Genomic DNA, 20,186 nt, shown 5'->3' with positions numbered 1-20,186 from the left:
GGCGTTGGCAGATGGCACAGGATATTGTCATGGTGGTTGGGCTGGGTAACCCCGGTCCGGACTACGAGAATACCCGCCATAATGCCGGCGCCCTCTTCGTTGAAGCACTGGCCCGCGATGCGGGTCAGTCGCTCCGTCCCGAAAAGAAATACCACGGGCACTACGCCCGCATTCAGTGGCAAGGCCTTGAGCTCCACCTACTGAATCCCGCTACCTTTATGAACCGTAGCGGCCTTTCTGTAAAAGCACTCGCTGATTTTTTCAAAATTACTCCCAGCCAGATACTGATTGCTCACGATGAGCTTGACCTCCCTCCCGGCACCGCCAAACTCAAAAAAGGCGGAGGACACGGCGGTCACAACGGCCTGAGAGACACCATTGCCCACCTTGGCACCAACGAATTTCACCGACTTCGGATTGGCATTGGCCACCCCGGCGACAGCCGCAAGGTTACCGGTTATGTCCTGGGCCGCTTGGGCAAGCGTGAAACGGAAGACCTGAACGAGGTATTCAATGAAACCATGCGGGTATTACCCGACGCGGTTTCTGGCAACCTCGCAGCCGCAATGAACCGCTTACACAGCTTTAAGCCAACTACCGCCTGAGAGTACCAGAGACCACTTCAGGCTAATCTACCAGCCCTGATTTCCCTCACTCGCACCCTTTGGCGTACACCGGTATAATCCGGCCAAACTTTCCAGTACCAGCAGAGGCATTCCATGGGTTTTAACTGCGGCATCGTCGGCCTACCTAACGTCGGCAAATCCACCCTGTTCAACGCGCTGACCAAAGCAGGCATTGGCGCGGAAAACTTCCCGTTTTGCACCATTGAGCCTAACGCTGGCGTCGTCGCCATGCCCGACCCCCGGCTCGACAAACTTGCGGAGATCGTTAAGCCCCAGCGCACTGTCCCTACAACCATGGAGTTTGTGGACATTGCAGGCCTGGTTGAAGGCGCCTCGAAAGGGGAAGGCCTGGGCAACCAGTTCCTTGCCAATATTCGCCAGACCGAAGCCATTGCACACGTGGTACGTTGCTTTGACGACCCCAACGTCATTCATGTGGCCAACAAAATAGATCCGGCAGCCGACATTGAGATCATCAACACCGAGCTTGCCCTGGCCGACATGGACACCGTTGAAAAAGCCATCAAGCGTGTTCAGCGGATTGCCAAAGGTGGAGACAAAGAAGCCAAAGCACAAATCGAGATCTTTGAACGCCTGCTGCCCGTGCTGAACGAAGGCAAGCCAGTGCGCGGCATGGGCCTGAATAAAGACGAACTCCTGCTGATCCGCGAACTGTGTCTTCTAACCATCAAGCCAACCATGTACATCGCTAACGTGAGCGAAGACGGCTTCGAGAATAATCCGTACCTCGATACAGTGCGTGCAATCGCAGCAGAAGAAAACGCCGTTGTAGTGCCGATCTGCAACAAAATTGAAGCAGAAATTTCAGAACTGGAAGATGACGAAAAAAGCATGTTCCTGGGCGAGATGGGAATGGACGAGCCCGGCCTCGACCGGGTTATCCGCGCCGGCTACAGCCTGCTAGGCCTACAGACCTACTTTACAGCAGGTGTGAAGGAAGTGCGGGCATGGACCGTTAGAATCGGTGCCACGGCTCCACAGGCCGCCGCAGTGATTCATACAGACTTTGAACGCGGTTTTATCCGTGCAGAAATCATTGGGTATGACGATTTCGTGAAATATAACGGCGAAGCAGGAGCAAAAGAAGCTGGGAAATGGCGCCTTGAGGGCAAGGAATACATTGTTCAGGACGGCGACGTCATTCACTTCCGCTTTAATGTTTAAGCCTAACTGATGTGCCGGCGGGGCTGTCGAACGGATGTTTGGCAGCCCTGACACCCACACCACCCAACTCTTCAGCCGTTAGCGGCCTGCTACCTCCCTCCGCAAGCTGCCCCTCAGCCCCCTCAAGGGTAATATTCCCGACAGAAACCCGGTGAAGAGCCAACACCTGGTTCCGGAAGTAACCAAACATCCGCTTAACCTGATGATATTTTCCTTCAATCAGCGTGAGCCTGGCCGTGCACTCTGAGAGTATCTCTAAACTTGCCGGTTGCGTTGTGATGTTTTCATAAGCAAAGTATATCCCCTCCCGAAACACAGCCACATACTCTTCACTGAGCGGCCTGGAAAGAGTTACTTCATAGGTTTTTTCGAGCTTTGTCTCAGGCAAACTTATTTTACGCGACCACGCACCGTCATTGGTCAACAGCACCAGCCCCGTTGTATTAAGGTCCAGCCGCCCGGCAATGTGCAGCTCGCTCTTCCGTGGGTGCGCGATAAGGTCCAGAACGGTAGGGTGCTCAAGATCCTTGGTCGCGCTAACAACTCCTTTGGGCTTATTCAGCATCAGGTAAACGGGCTTGCTATCGTTTAAGCACTGCCCATCCAATACAACATGAGTGAACTCAGTCACTCGCTGCTGAACCGAGTTAGCCGCACAACCATCCAGAATGATTCTCTTCTGGGCAACTAAAAGGCGGGTATCAGAAATCGAGAACTCGCTATTCTGACTAATAAAGCGGTCCAGCCGGTGGCTCTTCGATTTCACGGAGAAACCCTTTACAAAGGGTTCGCTGAAGGCAAGTTACCCCCCAGCATGTTCTCAACCACTGCCGCATTATAGAAGGCTTCAACAGTCTGGATCTTGTCATCTCGAACACGGAACCATACCGCGAGCCGCACATCCCCAATTGGCTGGAAGTGAGTCTGATAGTCAAGGATTGCAAATACGTGATCACCATCGGCACTGAGCTGACGGACAATCAAGTCCTTCTGAATGGCAGCCATTCCAAACTGGTAGGACAGCATGTCATCGCGATTCAGGAACCGCATGTTCGGCCCAACATACTCAAAGCCTTCAGTAGCGAGCAAGGTCTTGGCCTCATCAAAACGCTGCGCCTGGATATCAGCGATGAATTGCGCCACTAGTTCTTTCGATTGCATAGTTAGATTCCACTTCCAATATGGGGACGTCTGACAATTGCATAATGATACACGTTATTATGCAGGTCCACCTGAAACCAGTCTCTGCCTGTAATATCCGAACACCTTCTGCCTTTCACAAAAACCTTCAAGCTCTTGTTTAATAACACTTAAAGACCACATCACCTTAGAGAAGGAACAGTTATTAGATCAGAATTTTCTGTCAGCCCTTGACAGTTCAGCCCTCCCTTCATAATATACGCGCCGCTTCCTTTGGTGAAGCGATGGCAAGGTAGCTCAGTTGGTTAGAGCACAGCACTCATAATGCTGGGGTCGGCGGTTCAACTCCGCCCCTTGCTACCAGTATTCGAAAAAGGCCGCGATTCACGTCGCGGCCTTTTTTTATTTTCGCGTAGAAAAAGCGCCCAGCACCCAGCTTCTGTGGAGACTTCTCATGAGAACCACTGGCGACAGAATCCGGCAAGCGGTTTCCTTTGAAGTTATCGGGCTGCTCATTTCCGTCCCCCTGGCAGCCTTCGCCTTTGGTTACTCACTTGAAAAGACCGGCGTGCTTGGCCTGATTGGGGCTACGCTAGCCACGGTATGGAACTACATTTTCAATCTTGGATTTGATCACACATTAAAACGGTTTACCGGCTCAACTCGCAAATCCCTGAAACATCGCTTCATACATGCCATCTGTTTCGAGTCGGGGCTACTAGTGGCCTTCCTTCCGATTATTGCTTGGTGGATGGATATAGGCCTGCTGGAAGCACTTCTGGTGGATGTCTCATTTGCGCTGTTTTATCTGGTGTATGCCTTTGTGTTTACCTGGTGCTACGACACCCTGTTTCCCGACTCTGATACCGCTATACCTTCCGATTAGTGAACACCGGTCCGGGAAAGGACGTTCAGCACAAATACGCCGGAAATAATCAACCCCATACCAACCAGACCCCACGCATCTAGCTTCTCTCCAAATACAACCCAGCCTACTGCTGCGATAAGCACGATGCCAAGACCTGCCCAAATTGCATAAGCGATTCCGACCGGAATCGTCCGCAAGGCTAACGCAAGTAGGTAAAATGCCAAGCCGTAGCCCAGAACAACAATGAGAGACGGCACCAGCCGGGTAAACCCTTCGCTTGCTCTAAGCGCAGAGGTAGCTATCACTTCAGCCACTATAGCCACCCCCAGAAATACCCAACTATTCATCACCCATCCCCCTCACTCTCAATGGTTTATCGCCCTCAAAGGCCTGCATATTATGTTCAGGCATGTCACGATTGCATACCGGTATAAACCCCGCCAAATCTATATGGCATACTGACGCCCGAAACCAACAACGCCAACTATCCATTCGCAAGGAAGTTACTATGAAATTCGAGACGATTGCCCTTCACGCCGGATTCAAAGGCGATCCGACCACCAAGGCCGCAACCACACCAATCTATCAGACCACCTCCTACACGTTTGACGACACCCAGCATGGTGCGGATCTGTTTAACCTGAAGGTTGCCGGCAACATTTACACCCGAATCATGAACCCGACCAATTCGGTACTTGAAGAGCGCATGACCGCTCTTGAAGGCGGCGTAGGCTCCCTTGCTGTTGCCTCTGGCATGTCTGCCATCACCTATGCTCTACAAACCATCTGCCGGGTTGGCAATAACATCATCAGCACCAGCCAGCTGTATGGCGGCACTTACAACCTTTTTGCGCACTCACTGCCGAACCAGGGCATTGAATGCCGCATGGTCCGTCATGACGACTTTGACGCAATTGAAAAGGCCATTGATGACCAGACTCGCGCCCTGTTCTGCGAGTCAATTGGCAACCCGGCCGGCAACGTAGTAGATATTGCACGCTGGGCTGAAATCGCTCACAAGCACGGCATTCCGCTGATTGTAGATAACACTGTCGCGACGCCCTATATTTGCCGCCCGTTTGAGCATGGTGCGGATATCGTTGTGCACTCTCTCACCAAATACATTGGCGGTCACGGCACCACTGTAGCCGGCATCATTGTGGACTCAGGGAAGTTTGACTGGAAAGCCAACGGCGCCAGGTTCCCGATGATGAACGAGCCAGACCCCTCATACCATGGCGTGGTCTACACCGAAGCTCTGGGCGCTGCGGCGTTTATCGGTCGCTGCCGCGTTGTGCCCCTGCGCAACACGGGCTCTGCCCTCTCGCCCTTTAACTCATTCCTGATTATGCAAGGTTTGGAAACTCTGGGCTTGCGTATGGAGCGCCACTGCGAGAATGCCGAGAAAGTTGCCAACTTCCTGCAGAATCATCCTGCGGTTGCATGGGTGAACTACGCAGCATTGGAAAACAGCCCGTACAAGGCCACCTGCGACAAGATCTGCGGCGGCAAAGCATCAGGCATTGTGAGTTTCGGCATCAAAGGTGGACGTGAAGCTGGCGCCAAGTTTATTGATGCGCTGGATCTGATCTACCGCTTGGTGAACATTGGTGATGCCAAGTCACTGGCTTGCCACCCGGCTACCACCACTCACCGCCAGCTAAACGCGGAAGAACTCGAAAATGCGGGAGTGAGTGAAGATCTGGTACGCCTGTCTATTGGCATCGAACACATAGATGACATTCTTGCCGACGTGTCTCAAGCACTGGAAAAAGCTCAGGCTTAACCGCATCTAATCAACAATCCTCCACCGGGTACGACGAAAGTCGTGCCCGGTATCCCCCTATAACACCCCGTGATTGCCCTTACCTACCTTGTAACTGCCCTGCCAGCGGATTATTCTCTCAGGATCCCCAAGCCTCAATGAGAGTCCGGTTGCAATGAGCGAAAGCACAAAGCCCCGCGTCACCAGTGGTTCCAAATTCCGTAACGAGCATGGTTTTTCAGCTATCAAAGATGGCCAGAAGCGCTCGGCAAATCAGGAGCCTGTATCTGTTGAACGCAAGCCGCGGTGGCTGAGGGCCAAAATGCCCGGCGGCGAACGATTTGAAGCTGTGCGCAAAAACGTCACTGAAAACCGGTTAAGCACCGTGTGCCAGGAATCTCACTGCCCCAATATTGGCGAATGCTGGACCGCCGGCACGGCAACCATCATGGTGATGGGCTCAGTATGCACCCGCGCCTGCCGCTTCTGCGCTGTGGATACCGGCAACCCCAATGGCTGGTTAGACAAAGACGAACCGGAAAATACCGCCAAGTCTGTTGAGCTCATGGGCCTACGCTACATTGTACTTACCTCTGTAGACAGGGACGACCTGGAAGATGGCGGTGCCGCCCACTACGCGGCCTGTGTATCAGCCATCAAAAAGCGCACTCCAGAAGTCGCTGTAGAGGCGCTGACGCCCGACTTCGATGCGGTAATGAGCGATGTAGAGAAGGTACTGGACTCCGGCCTTGAGGTATTTGCGCAGAACGTTGAAACTGTAGAACGGCTAACACGTCGCGTTCGTGATCCACGTGCTGGCTATGAGAAGACCCTCAGTGTGCTGGCTCACGCCAAGCAATACCGGCCAGACGTGCTCACTAAAACCAGTCTGATGCTGGGTTTGGGCGAGACTCACGAAGAAATCCTGGCCACCATGGACGATCTACGCGAAATAGGCGTGGATATTCTGACACTGGGCCAGTACTTGCGGCCAACGCCAAACCATTTGCCGGTAGAGCGCTATGTAACGCCGGAAGAGTTTAACCAGTACCGTGAAATAGGTTTGGAGAAAGGCTTCATGGAAGTACCGTCGGGCCCAATGGTGCGCTCAAGCTACAGGGCTGACAAAGTGTTCGACAAAAACAACCTGGGCCTTGCGACCCCAAAAGTACCAGCAGCCTCAAATGCTATTCAGATTCCCGTTAAACACGTTGAATAGTGCACAAGCTGAACCCTGCCCTTAGCTTCACCCTGCCTTCAGCCTTGCGTTTCATAGCTAAAGCAACGAAAATCCACACCGTCGCTCAGGTCCTGCGCGACCCGGACACCGGAGCGCCTTAGATCACCCCAGGGCCTGCTCCGGTTCTTGCTTAAAACACCAAAGAATGGAAATCTGATAATGAAGCTTTTCTCTCTCAAGTCCAAACTGGTTGCTGCTACCGCTGCTACCGCTATCCTGTCCTCTGGCATGGCTGTTGCTCAGGAATCTGACTCCAAGATCATGATGGGCTTTAACCCTTTTAGCAGTTCAAACAATATTGCTGTTAGTTCAGCCGTTGCGCCTTCATACATGATTGGTTTCAAGGTAAGCGAGACCCTAGTTCCCTATGCCTACCTTACCGTAGCCGACTATCAAGCTAGGGATGGATCCGGAACCGACACCGGGATTGCCCTTGGCGGCGGTGCGCGCATGTATCTAGGTGACATATCCAACCAAATTCGCCCATTCGCCGGTGGAGCTTTGGGCCTTGTTAATCAGGACGATACTGGCTTCGCCCTTGGTGCTTTCTTTGGTGCAGAAGCTATGATTACTGATGGCATCTCCATCAGCGGGCAAATCGGCGCAGGCCTTTCTGATGCCGGCTGTAATGGTTGTGATACCCAACTCGAATTGGGTGCTGGCAACGTAATGTTCAACCTGTACTTCTAATTATCGGTTGAGCTCAGGCAGTGCGCACACGGGTTGCGCACTGCCCTCTTTCCTTACCCCCCCCCCTGATAAACAGGTGAGATAGCAGGCTACATATTACTGGCCTTGCTGCTGCATCATCATCTGGCGCTGCTGCATTTGCTGGCGCATTTCCTGCATTTTCTTATCCAGCTCATCACGCTGCTCCTGCGTGAACACGCTGTCGACCTTAGCCTGCATCAACGCTGAAAGCGCGGCAATTTCACCGGTTACATCGCCCAGATTTTCTCCTTGCTTGCGGATGGCACCTTCATCGTAATCTGCTTTAATCTCAGCCTGCATTTGCTCCTGCAAGGCACGAGCTTCTTCGCGCAGCGTACCAATTTCACCTTGCATCTCATCAAGGATGCCGCGGATCTCTTTTTGCTGATCCTCGGAAAGCCCTACCATTTGGGCCAACTGACCTACCTGATCCGGCTGTCCACCAGGCGCTTGCTGCGCCAATGCGGGCGCAGTCAGGCTCAGTGCCACAAGAGCAGTGCCGAACAGTTTTGCGAGCTTCATAAAAATATCTCCGTTAACAATTTGGATTGGTTAATCGACTGGTTTGACAGCCTAAAGCATCCCGCCCTTGGTTTTCACCCTGATATCCCTTCTTTTTCTACAGGTTGTGAGCCAAGCCGCTGAAAAGCCGCCACATGAGGGCCTCGAAACAAATGTGAAAGTTTGGTCATTCCCCTTCATAATGCCCCTATTCACATACTTTCGGAGCGTAACAGATGGCTATTAACTGGTTTCCAGGGCACATGCACAAAGCCCGCAAGGAGATCAAACAAATCATGCCTCAAATGGATCTCATCATTGAGGTACTGGACGCCCGCATCCCCTTTAGCAGCGAAAACCCGCTGGTGCCCGCCCTGCGCGGCGACACGCCACTACTCAGAGTCCTCAACAAGCGCGACCTGGCTGATCCAGACGTTACGGCGCAATGGCAGGCCTGGCTGGAAAGAGAGCGAGGTGTACGAACCATCACCCTCACCCACAACCAACGTGGCGAGGCGCTGGATATACTCCGGCTGGCAGGGGAAATGACACCGAACCATGATCGGCAGAAAAGCGCTTTGCGAGTAATGATTCTGGGCATACCAAACGTAGGAAAATCTACGCTGATCAATACTCTTGCCGGGCGCCCGGCTGCCAAGACAGGCAACGAGCCGGCAGTTACCAAAGCACAGCAAACCATCAAATTACCGGACAACATTTTGCTTTACGACACACCGGGGTTCCTGTGGCCAAAGCTCTCACCAGAGGAATGTGGATACCGGTTGGCGATTACCGGAGCCATACGCAGCTCCGTTCTGGATTTTGAAGACATTGCGATGTTTGAAGCGGACTACCTGCGAGAAGCCTACCCCGAGCTTGTGAAAGCCCGATACGGCTTCAACGAGTTGCCGGCAGATGGCCTGGCTCTCATGGACGGCATCGCCAAAAAGCGGCGGTTCCTCGGCCGCGGTGGAGTTCCGGACTTGAACAAAGTTTCTGAAGTGCTGCTCAATGAGTTCCGTGCTGGCACGCTTGGGAGAATCTCACTGGAGACACCCGAGATGGTGGAGCGGGAAATAAAGATAGCTGCCGCGGCGGAAGCCGAAAAAGAAGCCAAGCTTTCCGAAAAGAAAGCTGCTGCCAAAGCAGCCCGCTCGGGCCGACGACATTAGGCGATATATGCATATCCTTAGATTTGCGCATTGGCAAACCAGTGCCCACGTATTAGAGTGATCCTTTGATTTGCATCAATTCGGACGATCTACCAGAAATGGCCCAACCAATCAGATTTCGCCAAGCGCCCTCGCCCCTGAAAGCATCTTGCCAGCAGTGCAGCTTGAGCAACCTCTGCCTACCGCTTGCCGTTCAGGATAATGACCTCGACAGCCTGGAAGACATTGTACAACAGGGGCGCATGTACGATCGCGGCGAACATATCTTCGATCAAAGCACGCCTTTCCGCTCCTGCTTCGCTGTGAAAAGTGGATCGGTCAAAACGTCGATTATCACCGAAGGTGGTGAAGAGCAGGTTACCGGCTTTTTTATGCCCGGAGAGCTTGTGGGTCTGGACAGCATGAGTGGCGAGTTCTATGCGTGCACAGCCAAGGCGCTGGAGCGGACCAGCGTATGCGAGTTTCCGATTGAGAAGCTGGAAGAACTGACTGGCAAGTTGCCAGATCTACAGCACCACATGTACCGTTTGATGAGCCAGGAAATTCAAAACAGTCATCAGTTGGCCATGCTGCTTAGCAAGAACACTGCGGAAGAACGTATTGCAGCACTGCTTCTGTCTTTGTCCAGCCGTTTCCAGCGCCGGCGCATGTCGCCAACCAACTTCAGCCTGCCCATGGCCAGAAATGATATTGCGAACTTTCTTGGACTAGCGGTTGAAACGGTCAGCCGTGTTTTCACTCGCTTCCAGAACCAGGGCCTTATCCGCGCCCGCGGCCGTGAAGTCGAGTTGCTGGATGTTGAAGCACTGCAGCTGGTAACCCGAGAGTTCTCGCGCCAAAACTGTCAGCACTAAACCGTTATTGACTGAAACTGGCCGCCACTATTTGGTCGGCATGCCAGTTTCAGTTCGCATCAAGCCTTCCTTCAGCATAGTCAGCTCATTCGCTAACCCGGAGCGCCACGGCTGCTGTTTGATTCCGAATGTATTCCGGATTTTGGTGCATATCAGCGTTGTGTTGGGTGGCTCAAGAGCGCCCCATAACGGCATATCATCCACAACGTGAATATCTTCCGGAATACCCGGCAAGCCAGCAATGGCCAGGCCTAACTCATACAGACTGATTTCTTCGGCGCCCGCGTACTGATAGGTTCCCCACACCTCAGCACCGCAATCCAACTGCTGAATAACAGCGGTCATTACCCTCGCGAGATCCTGCACTGACACAGGTTGCCCCACACAACGCCCGGGTAAAGTCAGAGTCTCATTCGCTGCCGTGCTCGCCTGAACTTTGCGAATGAAGCGCCCCAAACTCCAGCCGGTACGCAAAATAATGTGCCGGGGCAAGAGTGTGCGCAATGCCTGTTCACACTCCCACTGCCAGTTGCCAAGTTCATTCACCGGCTGGCCGGGGTTAGAAGCGATATAGCCGCTTTGCTTACGGCCATCAAACACGTAGCACGAAGATAGCTGGAACAGCGCCATGCCTTTGTCGCGGGCATACTCCGCGATGGCCACCGGAAGCGAAAATGCAGCTTTGTGGGTGCCTTCAGGATCGCGCTCTGCTACTTCAGGGTCTGCCATCCAGAGCGCATTAACAATAAGATCAGTATCATCCGGGATCCAGCGCTCAAGGGCACTCAGGTTAGCGCCAGCCGGATCGCTGACCAGCAACGGGCTAACACGCAGAGAGGTATTTCTGAGCCGCTCGAGCAGAACCTTCCCCAAGGGGCCGTAATCGTGAACAACAAGTACATGCACTAGGGTTCAATGCCTCCGGATAATACTGATATGACGCGCCACGGGGCCCTGTTTGGCCAATGGCTTCCTGCTGCCGTTTCGTAGAATGATTCGCAACTCAAGATGCCGTCAGGCGAACCTGCTCGGCACTGCACTTGCTATTCCTTCAAGAAGCATACAACAACAGGATCACCATGCTGAAACAACAGAGCCATATTGTTGCCCCAATTCCAGACGAATTGCGCATGCGGGCCCTCTATACCGTAGAAGAGCTACGGGGGCGTGGCAAAGCTGACAAAGAAGCGATCGACAAGCTCTACGCCCTGATTGTAGACATGACCGACGCAGGCCTGGATTTCTTTTTTATTGAGCCTCTACGGCGACTGAGGGCCAGCAAGATGATGCTAAGCATGGCCAAAGTAGGCATTAGCAGCATGCTCAAAGGCAGTAAGATGGTTGTCCACAAAGTACTTAAAAAGCTGGACGACCGCAGCCTGGCATCCATTCTCGACTTCATTGAAGAAATCATCCAGGAGCCTGAAACTACCTGAGCAGGCTATTGGGAGACTCGAGGAACCCGGCTGGTAAGCCCCGTGAGTAGCTCATAAGAGATGGTTCCGGCACAGCTTGCCACCTCGTCGATTCCAACCGTGCGCCCCCACAACTCAACAAGATCTCCTTCCCTCGCCTCTGACACATTGCTCAAATCCACTGCCAGCATATCCATGGAGACCCGACCGATCAGCCTGATACGCCGGCCAGCAATGGCCGCTGGCGTGTCCGTTCCGGCATGGCGGGGGTAGCCGTCTCCGTAGCCAATGGCGACCATACCCATGCGGGTGTCGCGCTCAGCAACCCAGCCTGCGCCATAGCCTACACTTTCACCCGCTTTCACAACCCGCGTGGTAATAAGCGGCGCCTCAAGGCTCATCACTGGTTCAAGACCGAGTTGGGGGCCCGTCTTCCCAACGATCGGTGAGCCCCCATAGAGCATGATGCCCGGGCGGCTCCAGTCAAACAGCGGCTGACCTGGAATAAAGTGGGCTGCAGAATTCCCCACGCTTTTCATCAGTGTGGGCCAGGGCGCGGTTGCTGTCTCAAAGTTTGCAGTCTGGGCAAGTGTCATTGTGCTACTGGCATCATCAGCGCACGCGAAATGGCCAACAAACCCTTGAAGCTTGGGCGCAGCACCCATTTTTTCGAGCTTGGTCATAACGGCAGGCAGAGCATCTCCCCGGAAGCCCAGACGGTTCATCCCAGTGTTAACCTTCAGCCAGAAGGTCGGCGCATCGCCACTCTGCTCCATCCACGCCAGCTGCTGCTCACCGTGCACCACCGGCTCAAAGTTACTGTGTACGCAGTCTGCCAGGTCACCCGCGGCATGCACACCCTGAAGTAATACCACTGGCTGCGCATGGCCCGCCGCGCGAATAGCCCAAGCTTCTTCAATACAGGCAACGGCGAACTTGGGCGCCATATCCGCCAAGGCCGATGCAACCCGGGCAATACCATGGCCGTAGCCATCAGCCTTCACAACGGCCATGACTTTGGCACCACCTGAACGCTCGCAAGCTGCTCGATAGTTAGTGCGCAAGGCATCAAGATTAATGCGGGCGACGGTACTGCGCGGCATTAGTATTCTCCACCATAATCCCCGTAGTCACCGCTAGCGAGGTCTTCAAATTTTGTATATTTACCAATGAAGGCGAGGCGTATGGTGCCAATAGGACCATTACGCTGCTTACCGATGATGATTTCGGCAACGCCCTTATCTGGCGTATCTTCGTTGTACACTTCATCACGATAAACAAACATGATGACGTCTGCGTCTTGCTCAATCGCACCAGACTCTCGCAAGTCAGAGTTAATCGGGCGTTTGTTGGGGCGCTGCTCAAGGCTCCGGTTAAGCTGCGAAAGTGCCACCACTGGGCAGCTAAGTTCTTTTGCAATGCCTTTCAGAGACCGGGAAATCTCCGAGATCTCCGCGGTCCGGCCTTCAGTATTGCCCGGCACCCGCATCAACTGCAGGTAGTCGACCATGATCAAGCCGATTTTGCCCCCGTTCTCACGGGCAATCCGGCGTGCGCGAGAGCGCAGATCAGTGGGGCTAAGGCCCGGTGTATCATCAATATACAAAGGCTTGTCTTTAAGCAGGCTGACGGCAGAGGTAAGCCTTGGCCAATCGTCTTCTTCAAGCTTTCCGCCACGAACCTTGCTTTGGTCAATACGACCCAGAGACGACAGCATACGCATGGCCAGTGCATCTGCCGGCATCTCCATACTGAATACCAAAACCGGTGTGCCCGTGCTGATCAGGGCATTCTCGACAATATTCATGGCGAAGGTAGTCTTACCCATCGAGGGTCGTCCAGCCACGATGATGAGATCGGCAGGCTGCATACCAGATGTTTGCTCATCCAGGTCTCTGAACCCTGTCGTCAAACCGGTAGTCTGTTCGCCAGATTCGAACAATTCTTCAATACGGCTCAGGGCTTTGGTCAGAATCGGATTAATCGACTGAGGACCCGAGCCTTCTTTAACCCTGGACTCAGCAATTTTGAATACATTACGCTCCGCCTCATCCAGAATCTCGCTGCTGTTGCGCCCTTGAGGATTAAACGCCGAATCGGTGATCGTGCCTGAAACTTCCACGAGTTGCCGGAGGATTGAGCGCTCTCGGACGATCTCGGCATAGGCTCGAATATTGGCAGCACCGGGTGTTTTCTCCGCCAGCTCCGCCAGATAAGAAAGGCCGCCAGCATCTTCAATATCGCCAGCACGCTCCAGAAATTCAGCCAGAGTAACAACATCCAGCGGCTCATTTTCGCTCGCCAGACGCTCCACCGCACCAAAGATCAGCCGGTGATCCTGGCGATAAAAATCGGCAGCGGAGATTATCTCGGTAATCTCATCAAATCGCCGGTTGTCCAGCATAAGACCACCCAGCACTGCCTGTTCCGCTTCTGCGGAATGAGGTGGCACCTTGATGCGGCTGGTTTCGGTATCGATAATTGCGGGTTTCAGATTAGGCTTCGCCATGAACACATCTTCAGTTGAACATCACAGCCACGACAGTGTAAGCGGAAGGTCGCAGCAATGGAGGGGGTTACCGGAGTTAACAGCATACCAGAAAGCAACAGGCCCGAAAGCCGTATTAAACGGTTCGGGCCTGTTGGGTTGGCCGGGCGAAAACCCAGAAGAGCTCTCTACCAGCCACCAGCGTGTTACCGAAGCCGGGACAAGCCCGGCACTGCTTCCGAAGAAGACAGCTTACTCGGCAACAACCGCCAGTTTAACAGTTACTTCAACATCAGAGTGCAAGTGAAGCTCGATCTCGTACTCGCCTGTTGACCGCAGCGGGCCTTCTGGCAAGCGAACTTCGCTCTTCTCTACTTCAGTACCTGCAGCAGTGATTACGTCAGCAATATCACGTACACCGATGGAGCCAAACAACTTGCCTTCATCGCCTGCTTTGGAGGTTACTGTGAAGGATGCACCTTCCAGAGCCTCAGCGCGGGCCTGAGCTGTTGCCAGCTTCTCGGCTGCTGCTTTCTCAAGCTCGGCACGACGCTCTTCGAACGCCTTCAGATTTGCTTCGGTGGCAGGCGCAGCCTTGCCGTACGGAAGCAGATAATTACGGCCGTAACCGGACTTAACTTTTACCTTGTCGCCCAAGGTGCCAAGGTTTGCAACTTTCTCGAGCAGAATAACTTCCATCTCGTTAACCTCTTCGTGCTTTATTCAGCCGGCCCGGCAGGCTTTATTCGCCTCCGGATATCCAGCCAGCTATCCACAAAAGCCAGAACCACTAACAGAATCATCAGGCTTGGGCCCAGAAGCACCAGTGCAACGTAAAACATTGCAAGCCACTGGCCACTCAGATTTTTACGACCAACAATGCCATGAATCAGTGCCAGGCCCGCCAAAAACATCGGCGTTCCGGCTATCCAGACCAGCAACATAGCATTCAACCCGAGAAACGGGCCAACAACCATGGTGGCGATAAGAACCACTGCAACGGCGGGTGACAGCTTGAGATCGTGGAATTCCTTGCGGAATCCGCCGGGATTATACAATCCCGACTGCCACGATCTTGCCAACATTGTCATGCCCACGCCGATTGCCAGATAACTACCGGCCATACTGGCGTTCATGGTGTCCCGTATAACCGTCTCGAGATCGCTCCCAAGCGCACGGGCCACTTCAGCATTGTACTGTTCGTAAAAACTGACCCCGGTGCGAACGAGTTCGTCCATCAAACCGGGATACACCATGGGCAAGATAAGCCCCATGACGATCGCCAGAAAGCTCCCTCCAAGAAGGGCTCTTTCCCAGGACAGTGTTGTTCTCAGCATGGATGCCATCAGCATCACCTGCAGCAGCACCGCCAGAGCTGTAGGATCGCCCCCGAACACACTCCAACCAAGAGCCGGAAGTAGTGCCCAAAGGCCAATATTAAGCCCCTGACTGATGCCAAGCCTGAGAATAACCAGGCCAACAACCGCTGCGCCAATCCAGAACAGCAAAGGCACCGCAGTTGTTACTGCTGCTACCCCGCTGGCCTGCAGGGGACCGCGCATTACAAATTGTGCCAGTGCACGCATGGTCCCAAGTCCTGTCTTTCTGTTACTTAGTTATCGTGGCTATCCGAGTACGGCAGCAGTGCCAGGTAGCGGGCGCGCTTAATAGCGGTAGCCAGCTGACGCTGATAACGTGCTTTTGTGCCAGTAATACGGCTAGGCACGATTTTGCCGGTTTCTGTGACATAACCTTTCAAGGTGTCCAGATCTTTATAATCGATCTCTTTAACACCTTCTGCCGTGAAGCGGCAGAATTTACGACGTCTGAAAAAACGAGCCATAACGTATCTCCTCAACTCCGGTTAATTACTCTTCTTCGTCCTGGGAATCCGCTGACTGCTCTTCGTCTTGGCGCTCGCCTTGACGGTCATCAGAAGATTCAGCCGAACGACGCGGACGATCATCTCCGCCGGAACGACGGTCCTCACGGGACTCAGCGGCTTTCATCGGAGACATATCGGTAACAGCTTCATCGCGACGCAGAATCAAGTCACGGATGATGGCATCGTTAAACCGGAAGTTGTGAGTCAGCTCGTCCATTGCAGCCTGTGAACATTCAACGTTCATCAGCACATAGTGAGCCTTGTGAATCTTGTTGATCGGGTATGCCATGTGACGACGGCCCCAATCTTCCAAACGATCTACCTTGCCGCCATCTTCAGTGATGAGGCTGGTATAACGCTCGATCATAGCGGGCACCTGCTCGCTCTGATCCGGGTGTACCATAAATACGATTTCGTAGTGACGCATGAGTTCTCCCTACGGTTTAAACAGCTTTCTCTAATTCGCGGACTGACCGGGAAGCATGAAAGCAAGGAGGTGACAGCCTAAGCTGCCGGTTTTGTGCTTTATTAATAAGGCCTTACAAAAAACCTTAATCAAAAGCGAAGTGTTGTACACCTGATTAGAAGCAATACAAACCTCCCCCTAAAAAAAGGGGTCACGTATTCTAGGCGTACAGGGGCTTCTGTGCAAGGGCTAACCAATGCGTTGACGCAAAGCCTCATACAGGCAAACGCCGGTAGCGACAGAAACGTTGAGGCTATCCACATGGCCAAGCATGGGTATGTGGATAAGTTGATCGCAGTGCTCACGGGTAAGGCGGCGCATACCCTTGCCTTCCGCCCCCATCACCAGCGCAACCGGGCCTTTAAAGTCAGCCTGATACAGAGTCGTCTTCGCCTCACCGGCAGTGCCGATCAACCAAACACCCTGATCCTTCAGAGTGCGCAGAAAGCGAGCCAGATTTGTCACGCGCACGAATGGCACCGTCTCGGCCGCACCGCAAGCAACTTTGCGGGCCACTGGAGTAAGCGAAGCGGATTTATCCTTAGGAACGATAACAGCCTGCACACCCACCGCATCACAGGTGCGCATACACGCACCCAGATTATGGGGGTCGGTTACACCATCCAGCACTAACAGAAATGGAGGCTTGTCGCTTGCCGCAAGCTGGGCCAGAAGGTCGTCCTCTGTCCACTCACGGCTTTCACTGACTGCCGCAACAACACCTTGGTGAACCCCGCCAACTCGCTCATCCAACTCACGGCGATGGACAACACCCCACTTCACCCCTAACTCATCAAGGGCATCTGTGATGGACTTTACTCGCTTGTCCTGCCGGCCGGTCTGAATCCAAACACGCTGCAACCTTTCAGGCTCGCGCTTGAGGACTGCCTCAACCGCATGCCAACCGAATACAAATTCCTGGGACACTGGTTTGGATTCCTGTTATTTGCTTGTCTTACGGGGTTTGCGCGGCTTACTCACACCATCTGGCTTGACCGCACCCTTCTTGGGCTTTTTGCCAGCATCACGGGCAGCTTCCGCAACCAGTTGCGCTTTTGCAGTCGCAGGCTTGCTGCCACGCCCGGATTTACCAGTGCTTCCACTCTTACCGGATTTTGGCCCCGCAGATGCCCCGCCACGACCACGGACTTTGTCGCCGCGCTTTCCGTCCTTGCCACGGGCATCCCGCTTGGCAACCCCCAACCCGTCCCGATCAGCTTGCCGCCGTTTCGGCTCACTGACCAACTCCAGGTCGATCTTTCGATCTTCCATGCCAACCCGCATTACACGTACACGCAACTCGTCGCCCAGGCGGAAGCTGATGGCCGTGCGCTCGCCAATCAAGCGATGCTTGGCAGCATCGTGATGAAAATAGTCGCCACTCAAGGTGGACACATGCACAAGACCTTCGATATACACATCCGCGAGCTGAACAAAGAAACCAAAGGGCACAACAGCGGCAATCACACCGTCAAACTCTTCACCCACATGATCACTCAGAAACTCACACTTGAGCCAAGCCATAACATCGCGGGTCGCATCATCTGCGCGTCGCTCAGTCATCGACACATGCTCACCCAGCTGCTCCATCTTGGCGTAATCGTAGGGATACTCTACCAGTGTTGCATCGTGTACAGCTGGAGACACCACATCCTTGGTTACTTCAGGATTATGAATCCGTGACTTGATAGCGCGGTGCACAATCAGGTCAGGGTAACGGCGAATTGGCGAGGTGAAGTGAGCGTAACTCGGGAAGCCCAAGCCGAAGTGACCACTTTCATCCGGGCTATAAACCGCCTGACTCAGCGACCGCAGCATAACCGTCTGGATCACATTCGCATCTGGTCTATCGACAATCTGGGATAACAACTCCTGGTAGTCCGCCGACGTTGGACTATCGCCACCACCCAACTGCAGACCCAGCTCACCCAGGAACAAACGCACCGAATTAAGACGCTCTTCCGAGGGGCCATCGTGCACCCGATAAAGGGCAGGCATTTTGTGTTTCTTTAGGAAGCGCGCTGCGGCTACGTTCGCGCACAACATACTCTCTTCAACAATCTTGTGCGCATCATTGCGATGCACCGGCACAATCTCTTCGATTTTGCGCTCAGCATCGAACACAATCCGCGTTTCCGTGGTTTCGAAGTCGATAGCACCACGCTCTCTACGCGCCTTACGCAACAACTTGTACAAATCGTACAGGTTATGCAGATGTGGCAGCACGTCGGCATACTGGGCAGACAAGCGATATCCCGGCTCAGTATCTGGCCGCTCAAGCATGTCGCTGACTTTGTTATACGTCAATCGGGCATGGCTGCGCATAACTGCCTGATAAAACGTGTAACCACTGATGTTACCGGCGGCGCTGATGGTCATATCTGCGACCATACACAGGCGATCGACGTCCGGGTTCAGGGAGCACAGGCCATTGGACAGCTTTTCGGGAAGCATGGGCACCACGTGATCCGGGAAGTACACAGAGTTACCCCGGCGCAACGCCTCCTCGTCAAGAGGCGACCCTGTGCGCACATAGTGAGACACGTCTGCTATCGCAACGACGAGCCGATAACCACCCCGACCTCTGGGCTCGCAATAAATCGCGTCATCAAAATCCCTGGCGGTTTCATCATCAATGGTCACCAAACGCATGTTGCGAATATCGACCCGATTCTTTTTATCCTTCTCTTCAACCTCAGCAGCAATAGAAGCAGTCTGCTCGCCTACTGCGGTGGGCCACTCATGGGGAATATCGTATGAGCGAATAGCCACGTCGATTTCCATCCCCGGCGCCATATGTTCACCTAAAACCTCGACTATCTTGCCGGTAGGCTGGGTACGCACGGTGGGCTGGCGCAAGATATCGACAACGACATACTGACCATGAACCGCCTCACCAACATGCTCTTTCGGCACCAACACTTCGTGGTTGATGCGGGCGTTTTCCGGCACCACGTAGGCAATGCCGCTTTCATTAAAGAAACGCCCTACCGTTTGCTGTGTACGATGTTCAATTACATCAACAATAACGCCTTCACGCCGGCCACGGTCGTCGACCCTGTCTACCCGGGCGGCTACCCGATCGCCGTGAAACACTTGGCGCATTTGCCGGGCAGTAAGAAACAGATCTGACCCGCCATCATCCGGCACCAGAAAGCCGAAGCCATCTTTGTGCCCTATAACCCGACCACTCACCAAGTCGGCTTCTTCAATCGGCAGAAAAGCATCACGCCGGTTGCAGATAAGCTGCCCGTCGCGACACATGGCGATCAAACGACGCCGAAGTGCTTCGATACCTTCCGGGTCTGTTTGCCCAAGCTCTGAACACAATGTTTCGTGCGTTGCCGGAGCCCCCCGCTCTTTCAAGTGCGCAATTATGAATTCCCGGCTTTGGATCGGGTTGTCATAATTTTGGGCCTCACGACTGGCGTGTGGGTCTTTACGTTTTTTATTTCTGGAAACCATTAAAATCCTTGCTCAATGCGGCGCCACAGCGGCGCTGTTCGTATTCATTTGCAACACAGTATACGTTGGGAGGCAGCAACTGCCTAACAACCCACCTTTTATAGGCATAATTACCTGCCAAGCATTTACTGAAAAAATGTTTGACAGCTTAGGCCGGAATTACTAAAGTACGCGCCATCGGATGAGACGCCTTGTTCATCTTAGGCAGAAACGCCCAGTTTTCAACAAACTAACGGGAATTCTGCAAATCACCTGCCGAGGTGGTGAAATTGGTAGACACGCTAGCTTCAGGTGCTAGTGGGGGCAACCCCGTGGAGGTTCAAGTCCTCTCCTCGGCACCATTTCTTTCCCCAAGAAATGGAAATATCTGAATTAAACTCATACATCTATCGTCTATCAAAAGCA

General features: G+C 53.6%; 22 protein-coding genes and 2 tRNA genes. 11 read left to right on the top strand and 13 right to left on the bottom strand.

Annotated elements, in window-relative coordinates; genetic code table 11:
* Window positions 1–11: 11 nt before the first annotated feature.
* On the top strand, window positions 12–605 hold the full coding sequence (pth, locus tag Q0824_RS09475; RefSeq protein WP_298449793.1) for an aminoacyl-tRNA hydrolase: 594 nt from the start codon (window positions 12–14) through the stop codon (window positions 603–605).
* Window positions 606–719: 114 nt separating this feature from the next.
* Window positions 720–1,811 carry a redox-regulated ATPase YchF gene (gene ychF / locus Q0824_RS09470; protein ID WP_298449792.1) on the top strand — a complete coding sequence of 364 codons (1,092 nt, stop codon included), beginning with the start codon at window positions 720–722 and terminating at the stop codon, window positions 1,809–1,811.
* Here the strand turns inward: ychF and Q0824_RS09465 are convergent.
* Both Q0824_RS09465 and Q0824_RS09460 read right to left on the bottom strand, forming a co-directional pair.
* Window positions 1,801–2,577, bottom strand: coding sequence for a 16S rRNA pseudouridine(516) synthase (locus Q0824_RS09465; protein ID WP_298449790.1), 777 nt, complete (start codon window positions 2,575–2,577; stop codon window positions 1,801–1,803). The two genes, ychF and Q0824_RS09465, sit on opposite strands and share 11 nt — an antisense overlap.
* Before the next feature lie 11 nt (window positions 2,578–2,588).
* Window positions 2,589–2,972 (bottom strand): nuclear transport factor 2 family protein, encoded by a 384-nt coding sequence (locus tag Q0824_RS09460; protein WP_298449788.1) that lies wholly within the window; start codon window positions 2,970–2,972, stop codon window positions 2,589–2,591.
* Between the two features lie 265 nt (window positions 2,973–3,237).
* On the opposite strand from Q0824_RS09460, the gene Q0824_RS09455 reads away from it, so the two are divergent.
* A tRNA-Met gene (locus tag Q0824_RS09455) sits at window positions 3,238–3,314 on the top strand.
* A 91-nt stretch (window positions 3,315–3,405) separates the two neighbouring features.
* Window positions 3,406–3,837, top strand: coding sequence for a PACE efflux transporter (locus Q0824_RS09450; RefSeq protein WP_298449786.1), 432 nt, complete (start codon window positions 3,406–3,408; stop codon window positions 3,835–3,837).
* On the opposite strand, the gene Q0824_RS09445 is transcribed toward Q0824_RS09450, so the two are convergent.
* Complete coding sequence (locus Q0824_RS09445; RefSeq protein WP_298449783.1) at window positions 3,834–4,166, bottom strand: SMR family transporter; 333 nt, start codon at window positions 4,164–4,166, stop codon at window positions 3,834–3,836. The genes Q0824_RS09450 and Q0824_RS09445 overlap by 4 nt on opposite strands.
* Before the next feature lie 161 nt (window positions 4,167–4,327).
* On the opposite strand from Q0824_RS09445, the gene Q0824_RS09440 reads away from it, so the two are divergent.
* From Q0824_RS09440 to Q0824_RS09430, 3 genes are all read left to right on the top strand, one after another.
* Window positions 4,328–5,605 carry an aminotransferase class I/II-fold pyridoxal phosphate-dependent enzyme gene (locus Q0824_RS09440; protein ID WP_298449781.1) on the top strand — a complete coding sequence of 426 codons (1,278 nt, stop codon included), beginning with the start codon at window positions 4,328–4,330 and terminating at the stop codon, window positions 5,603–5,605.
* A gap of 154 nt (window positions 5,606–5,759) precedes the next feature.
* Window positions 5,760–6,803 (top strand): lipoyl synthase, encoded by a 1,044-nt coding sequence (lipA, locus tag Q0824_RS09435; RefSeq protein ID WP_298449779.1) that lies wholly within the window; start codon window positions 5,760–5,762, stop codon window positions 6,801–6,803.
* 180 nt (window positions 6,804–6,983) lie between these two features.
* Window positions 6,984–7,514, top strand: a complete 531-nt coding sequence (locus tag Q0824_RS09430) for a hypothetical protein (protein WP_298449777.1) — start codon at window positions 6,984–6,986, stop codon at window positions 7,512–7,514.
* A 96-nt stretch (window positions 7,515–7,610) separates the two neighbouring features.
* On the opposite strand, the gene Q0824_RS09425 is transcribed toward Q0824_RS09430, so the two are convergent.
* Window positions 7,611–8,057, bottom strand: coding sequence for a Spy/CpxP family protein refolding chaperone (locus Q0824_RS09425; protein WP_298449775.1), 447 nt, complete (start codon window positions 8,055–8,057; stop codon window positions 7,611–7,613).
* 215 nt (window positions 8,058–8,272) lie between these two features.
* Here Q0824_RS09425 and ylqF point away from each other — a divergent pair, with 215 nt between their 5' ends.
* A complete protein-coding gene (gene ylqF / locus Q0824_RS09420) occupies window positions 8,273–9,208 on the top strand; it encodes a ribosome biogenesis GTPase YlqF (protein ID WP_298449773.1) in 936 nt (311 codons plus the stop codon).
* Between the two features lie 98 nt (window positions 9,209–9,306).
* A complete protein-coding gene (gene fnr, locus Q0824_RS09415; protein WP_298449771.1) occupies window positions 9,307–10,062 on the top strand; it encodes a fumarate/nitrate reduction transcriptional regulator Fnr in 756 nt (251 codons plus the stop codon).
* A gap of 27 nt (window positions 10,063–10,089) precedes the next feature.
* Here fnr and Q0824_RS09410 read toward each other — a convergent pair whose 3' ends face one another.
* On the bottom strand, window positions 10,090–10,968 hold the full coding sequence (locus tag Q0824_RS09410; RefSeq protein WP_298449769.1) for a sugar nucleotide-binding protein: 879 nt from the start codon (window positions 10,966–10,968) through the stop codon (window positions 10,090–10,092).
* 173 nt (window positions 10,969–11,141) lie between these two features.
* Here Q0824_RS09410 and Q0824_RS09405 point away from each other — a divergent pair, with 173 nt between their 5' ends.
* Window positions 11,142–11,498, top strand: a complete 357-nt coding sequence (locus Q0824_RS09405; protein WP_298449767.1) for a hypothetical protein — start codon at window positions 11,142–11,144, stop codon at window positions 11,496–11,498.
* 5 nt (window positions 11,499–11,503) lie between these two features.
* Here the strand turns inward: Q0824_RS09405 and alr are convergent, their stop codons facing one another.
* The 8 genes from alr to rnr all read right to left on the bottom strand — a co-directional run bounded on the left by alr (window position 11,504) and on the right by rnr (window position 19,781).
* Window positions 11,504–12,580, bottom strand: a complete 1,077-nt coding sequence (gene alr, locus Q0824_RS09400) for an alanine racemase (protein ID WP_298449764.1) — start codon at window positions 12,578–12,580, stop codon at window positions 11,504–11,506.
* Complete coding sequence (gene dnaB / locus Q0824_RS09395) at window positions 12,580–13,986, bottom strand: replicative DNA helicase (RefSeq protein WP_298449762.1); 1,407 nt, start codon at window positions 13,984–13,986, stop codon at window positions 12,580–12,582. The genes alr and dnaB overlap by 1 nt, the downstream gene beginning before the upstream one ends.
* 231 nt (window positions 13,987–14,217) lie before the next feature.
* Window positions 14,218–14,664, bottom strand: coding sequence for a 50S ribosomal protein L9 (rplI, locus tag Q0824_RS09390; RefSeq protein WP_298449760.1), 447 nt, complete (start codon window positions 14,662–14,664; stop codon window positions 14,218–14,220).
* A 20-nt stretch (window positions 14,665–14,684) separates the two neighbouring features.
* A complete protein-coding gene (locus Q0824_RS09385) occupies window positions 14,685–15,551 on the bottom strand; it encodes a hypothetical protein (protein ID WP_298449759.1) in 867 nt (288 codons plus the stop codon).
* 26 nt (window positions 15,552–15,577) lie between these two features.
* Window positions 15,578–15,808: a 30S ribosomal protein S18 gene (rpsR, locus tag Q0824_RS09380; RefSeq protein WP_114613426.1), complete on the bottom strand. Its 231-nt coding sequence runs from the start codon at window positions 15,806–15,808 to the stop codon at window positions 15,578–15,580.
* Between the two features lie 25 nt (window positions 15,809–15,833).
* On the bottom strand, window positions 15,834–16,277 hold the full coding sequence (gene rpsF / locus Q0824_RS09375) for a 30S ribosomal protein S6 (protein ID WP_298449752.1): 444 nt from the start codon (window positions 16,275–16,277) through the stop codon (window positions 15,834–15,836).
* A 228-nt stretch (window positions 16,278–16,505) separates the two neighbouring features.
* Window positions 16,506–17,243 (bottom strand): 23S rRNA (guanosine(2251)-2'-O)-methyltransferase RlmB, encoded by a 738-nt coding sequence (gene rlmB, locus Q0824_RS09370; protein WP_298449750.1) that lies wholly within the window; start codon window positions 17,241–17,243, stop codon window positions 16,506–16,508.
* A gap of 15 nt (window positions 17,244–17,258) precedes the next feature.
* Window positions 17,259–19,781 carry a ribonuclease R gene (rnr, locus tag Q0824_RS09365; RefSeq protein WP_298449748.1) on the bottom strand — a complete coding sequence of 841 codons (2,523 nt, stop codon included), beginning with the start codon at window positions 19,779–19,781 and terminating at the stop codon, window positions 17,259–17,261.
* Window positions 19,782–20,035: 254 nt separating this feature from the next.
* Here rnr and Q0824_RS09360 point away from each other — a divergent pair.
* Window positions 20,036–20,122 (top strand) — tRNA-Leu (locus tag Q0824_RS09360).
* Window positions 20,123–20,186 lie beyond the last annotated feature (64 nt).

The organism is uncultured Marinobacter sp. (assembly GCF_947488835.1).
Lineage (GTDB): Bacteria > Pseudomonadota > Gammaproteobacteria > Pseudomonadales > Oleiphilaceae > Marinobacter.
The sequence above is the reverse complement of the archived record's forward strand: the minus strand, read 5'-3'. Positions and strand labels throughout refer to the sequence as shown.

Coding starts and splice junctions, on each gene's coding strand:
- pth (WP_298449793.1), top strand. CDS start 12: ATGGCACAGGATATTGTCATGGTGGTTGGGCTGGGTAACCCCGGTCCG.
- ychF (WP_298449792.1), top strand. CDS start 720: ATGGGTTTTAACTGCGGCATCGTCGGCCTACCTAACGTCGGCAAATCC.
- Q0824_RS09460 (WP_298449788.1), bottom strand. CDS start 2,972: ATGCAATCGAAAGAACTAGTGGCGCAATTCATCGCTGATATCCAGGCG.
- Q0824_RS09450 (WP_298449786.1), top strand. CDS start 3,406: ATGAGAACCACTGGCGACAGAATCCGGCAAGCGGTTTCCTTTGAAGTT.
- Q0824_RS09445 (WP_298449783.1), bottom strand. CDS start 4,166: ATGAATAGTTGGGTATTTCTGGGGGTGGCTATAGTGGCTGAAGTGATA.
- Q0824_RS09440 (WP_298449781.1), top strand. CDS start 4,328: ATGAAATTCGAGACGATTGCCCTTCACGCCGGATTCAAAGGCGATCCG.
- lipA (WP_298449779.1), top strand. CDS start 5,760: ATGAGCGAAAGCACAAAGCCCCGCGTCACCAGTGGTTCCAAATTCCGT.
- Q0824_RS09430 (WP_298449777.1), top strand. CDS start 6,984: ATGAAGCTTTTCTCTCTCAAGTCCAAACTGGTTGCTGCTACCGCTGCT.
- Q0824_RS09425 (WP_298449775.1), bottom strand. CDS start 8,057: ATGAAGCTCGCAAAACTGTTCGGCACTGCTCTTGTGGCACTGAGCCTG.
- ylqF (WP_298449773.1), top strand. CDS start 8,273: ATGGCTATTAACTGGTTTCCAGGGCACATGCACAAAGCCCGCAAGGAG.
- fnr (WP_298449771.1), top strand. CDS start 9,307: ATGGCCCAACCAATCAGATTTCGCCAAGCGCCCTCGCCCCTGAAAGCA.
- Q0824_RS09405 (WP_298449767.1), top strand. CDS start 11,142: ATGCTGAAACAACAGAGCCATATTGTTGCCCCAATTCCAGACGAATTG.
- alr (WP_298449764.1), bottom strand. CDS start 12,580: ATGCCGCGCAGTACCGTCGCCCGCATTAATCTTGATGCCTTGCGCACT.
- dnaB (WP_298449762.1), bottom strand. CDS start 13,986: ATGGCGAAGCCTAATCTGAAACCCGCAATTATCGATACCGAAACCAGC.
- rplI (WP_298449760.1), bottom strand. CDS start 14,664: ATGGAAGTTATTCTGCTCGAGAAAGTTGCAAACCTTGGCACCTTGGGC.
- Q0824_RS09385 (WP_298449759.1), bottom strand. CDS start 15,551: ATGCGTGCACTGGCACAATTTGTAATGCGCGGTCCCCTGCAGGCCAGC.
- rpsR (WP_114613426.1), bottom strand. CDS start 15,808: ATGGCTCGTTTTTTCAGACGTCGTAAATTCTGCCGCTTCACGGCAGAA.
- rpsF (WP_298449752.1), bottom strand. CDS start 16,277: ATGCGTCACTACGAAATCGTATTTATGGTACACCCGGATCAGAGCGAG.
- rnr (WP_298449748.1), bottom strand. CDS start 19,781: ATGGTTTCCAGAAATAAAAAACGTAAAGACCCACACGCCAGTCGTGAG.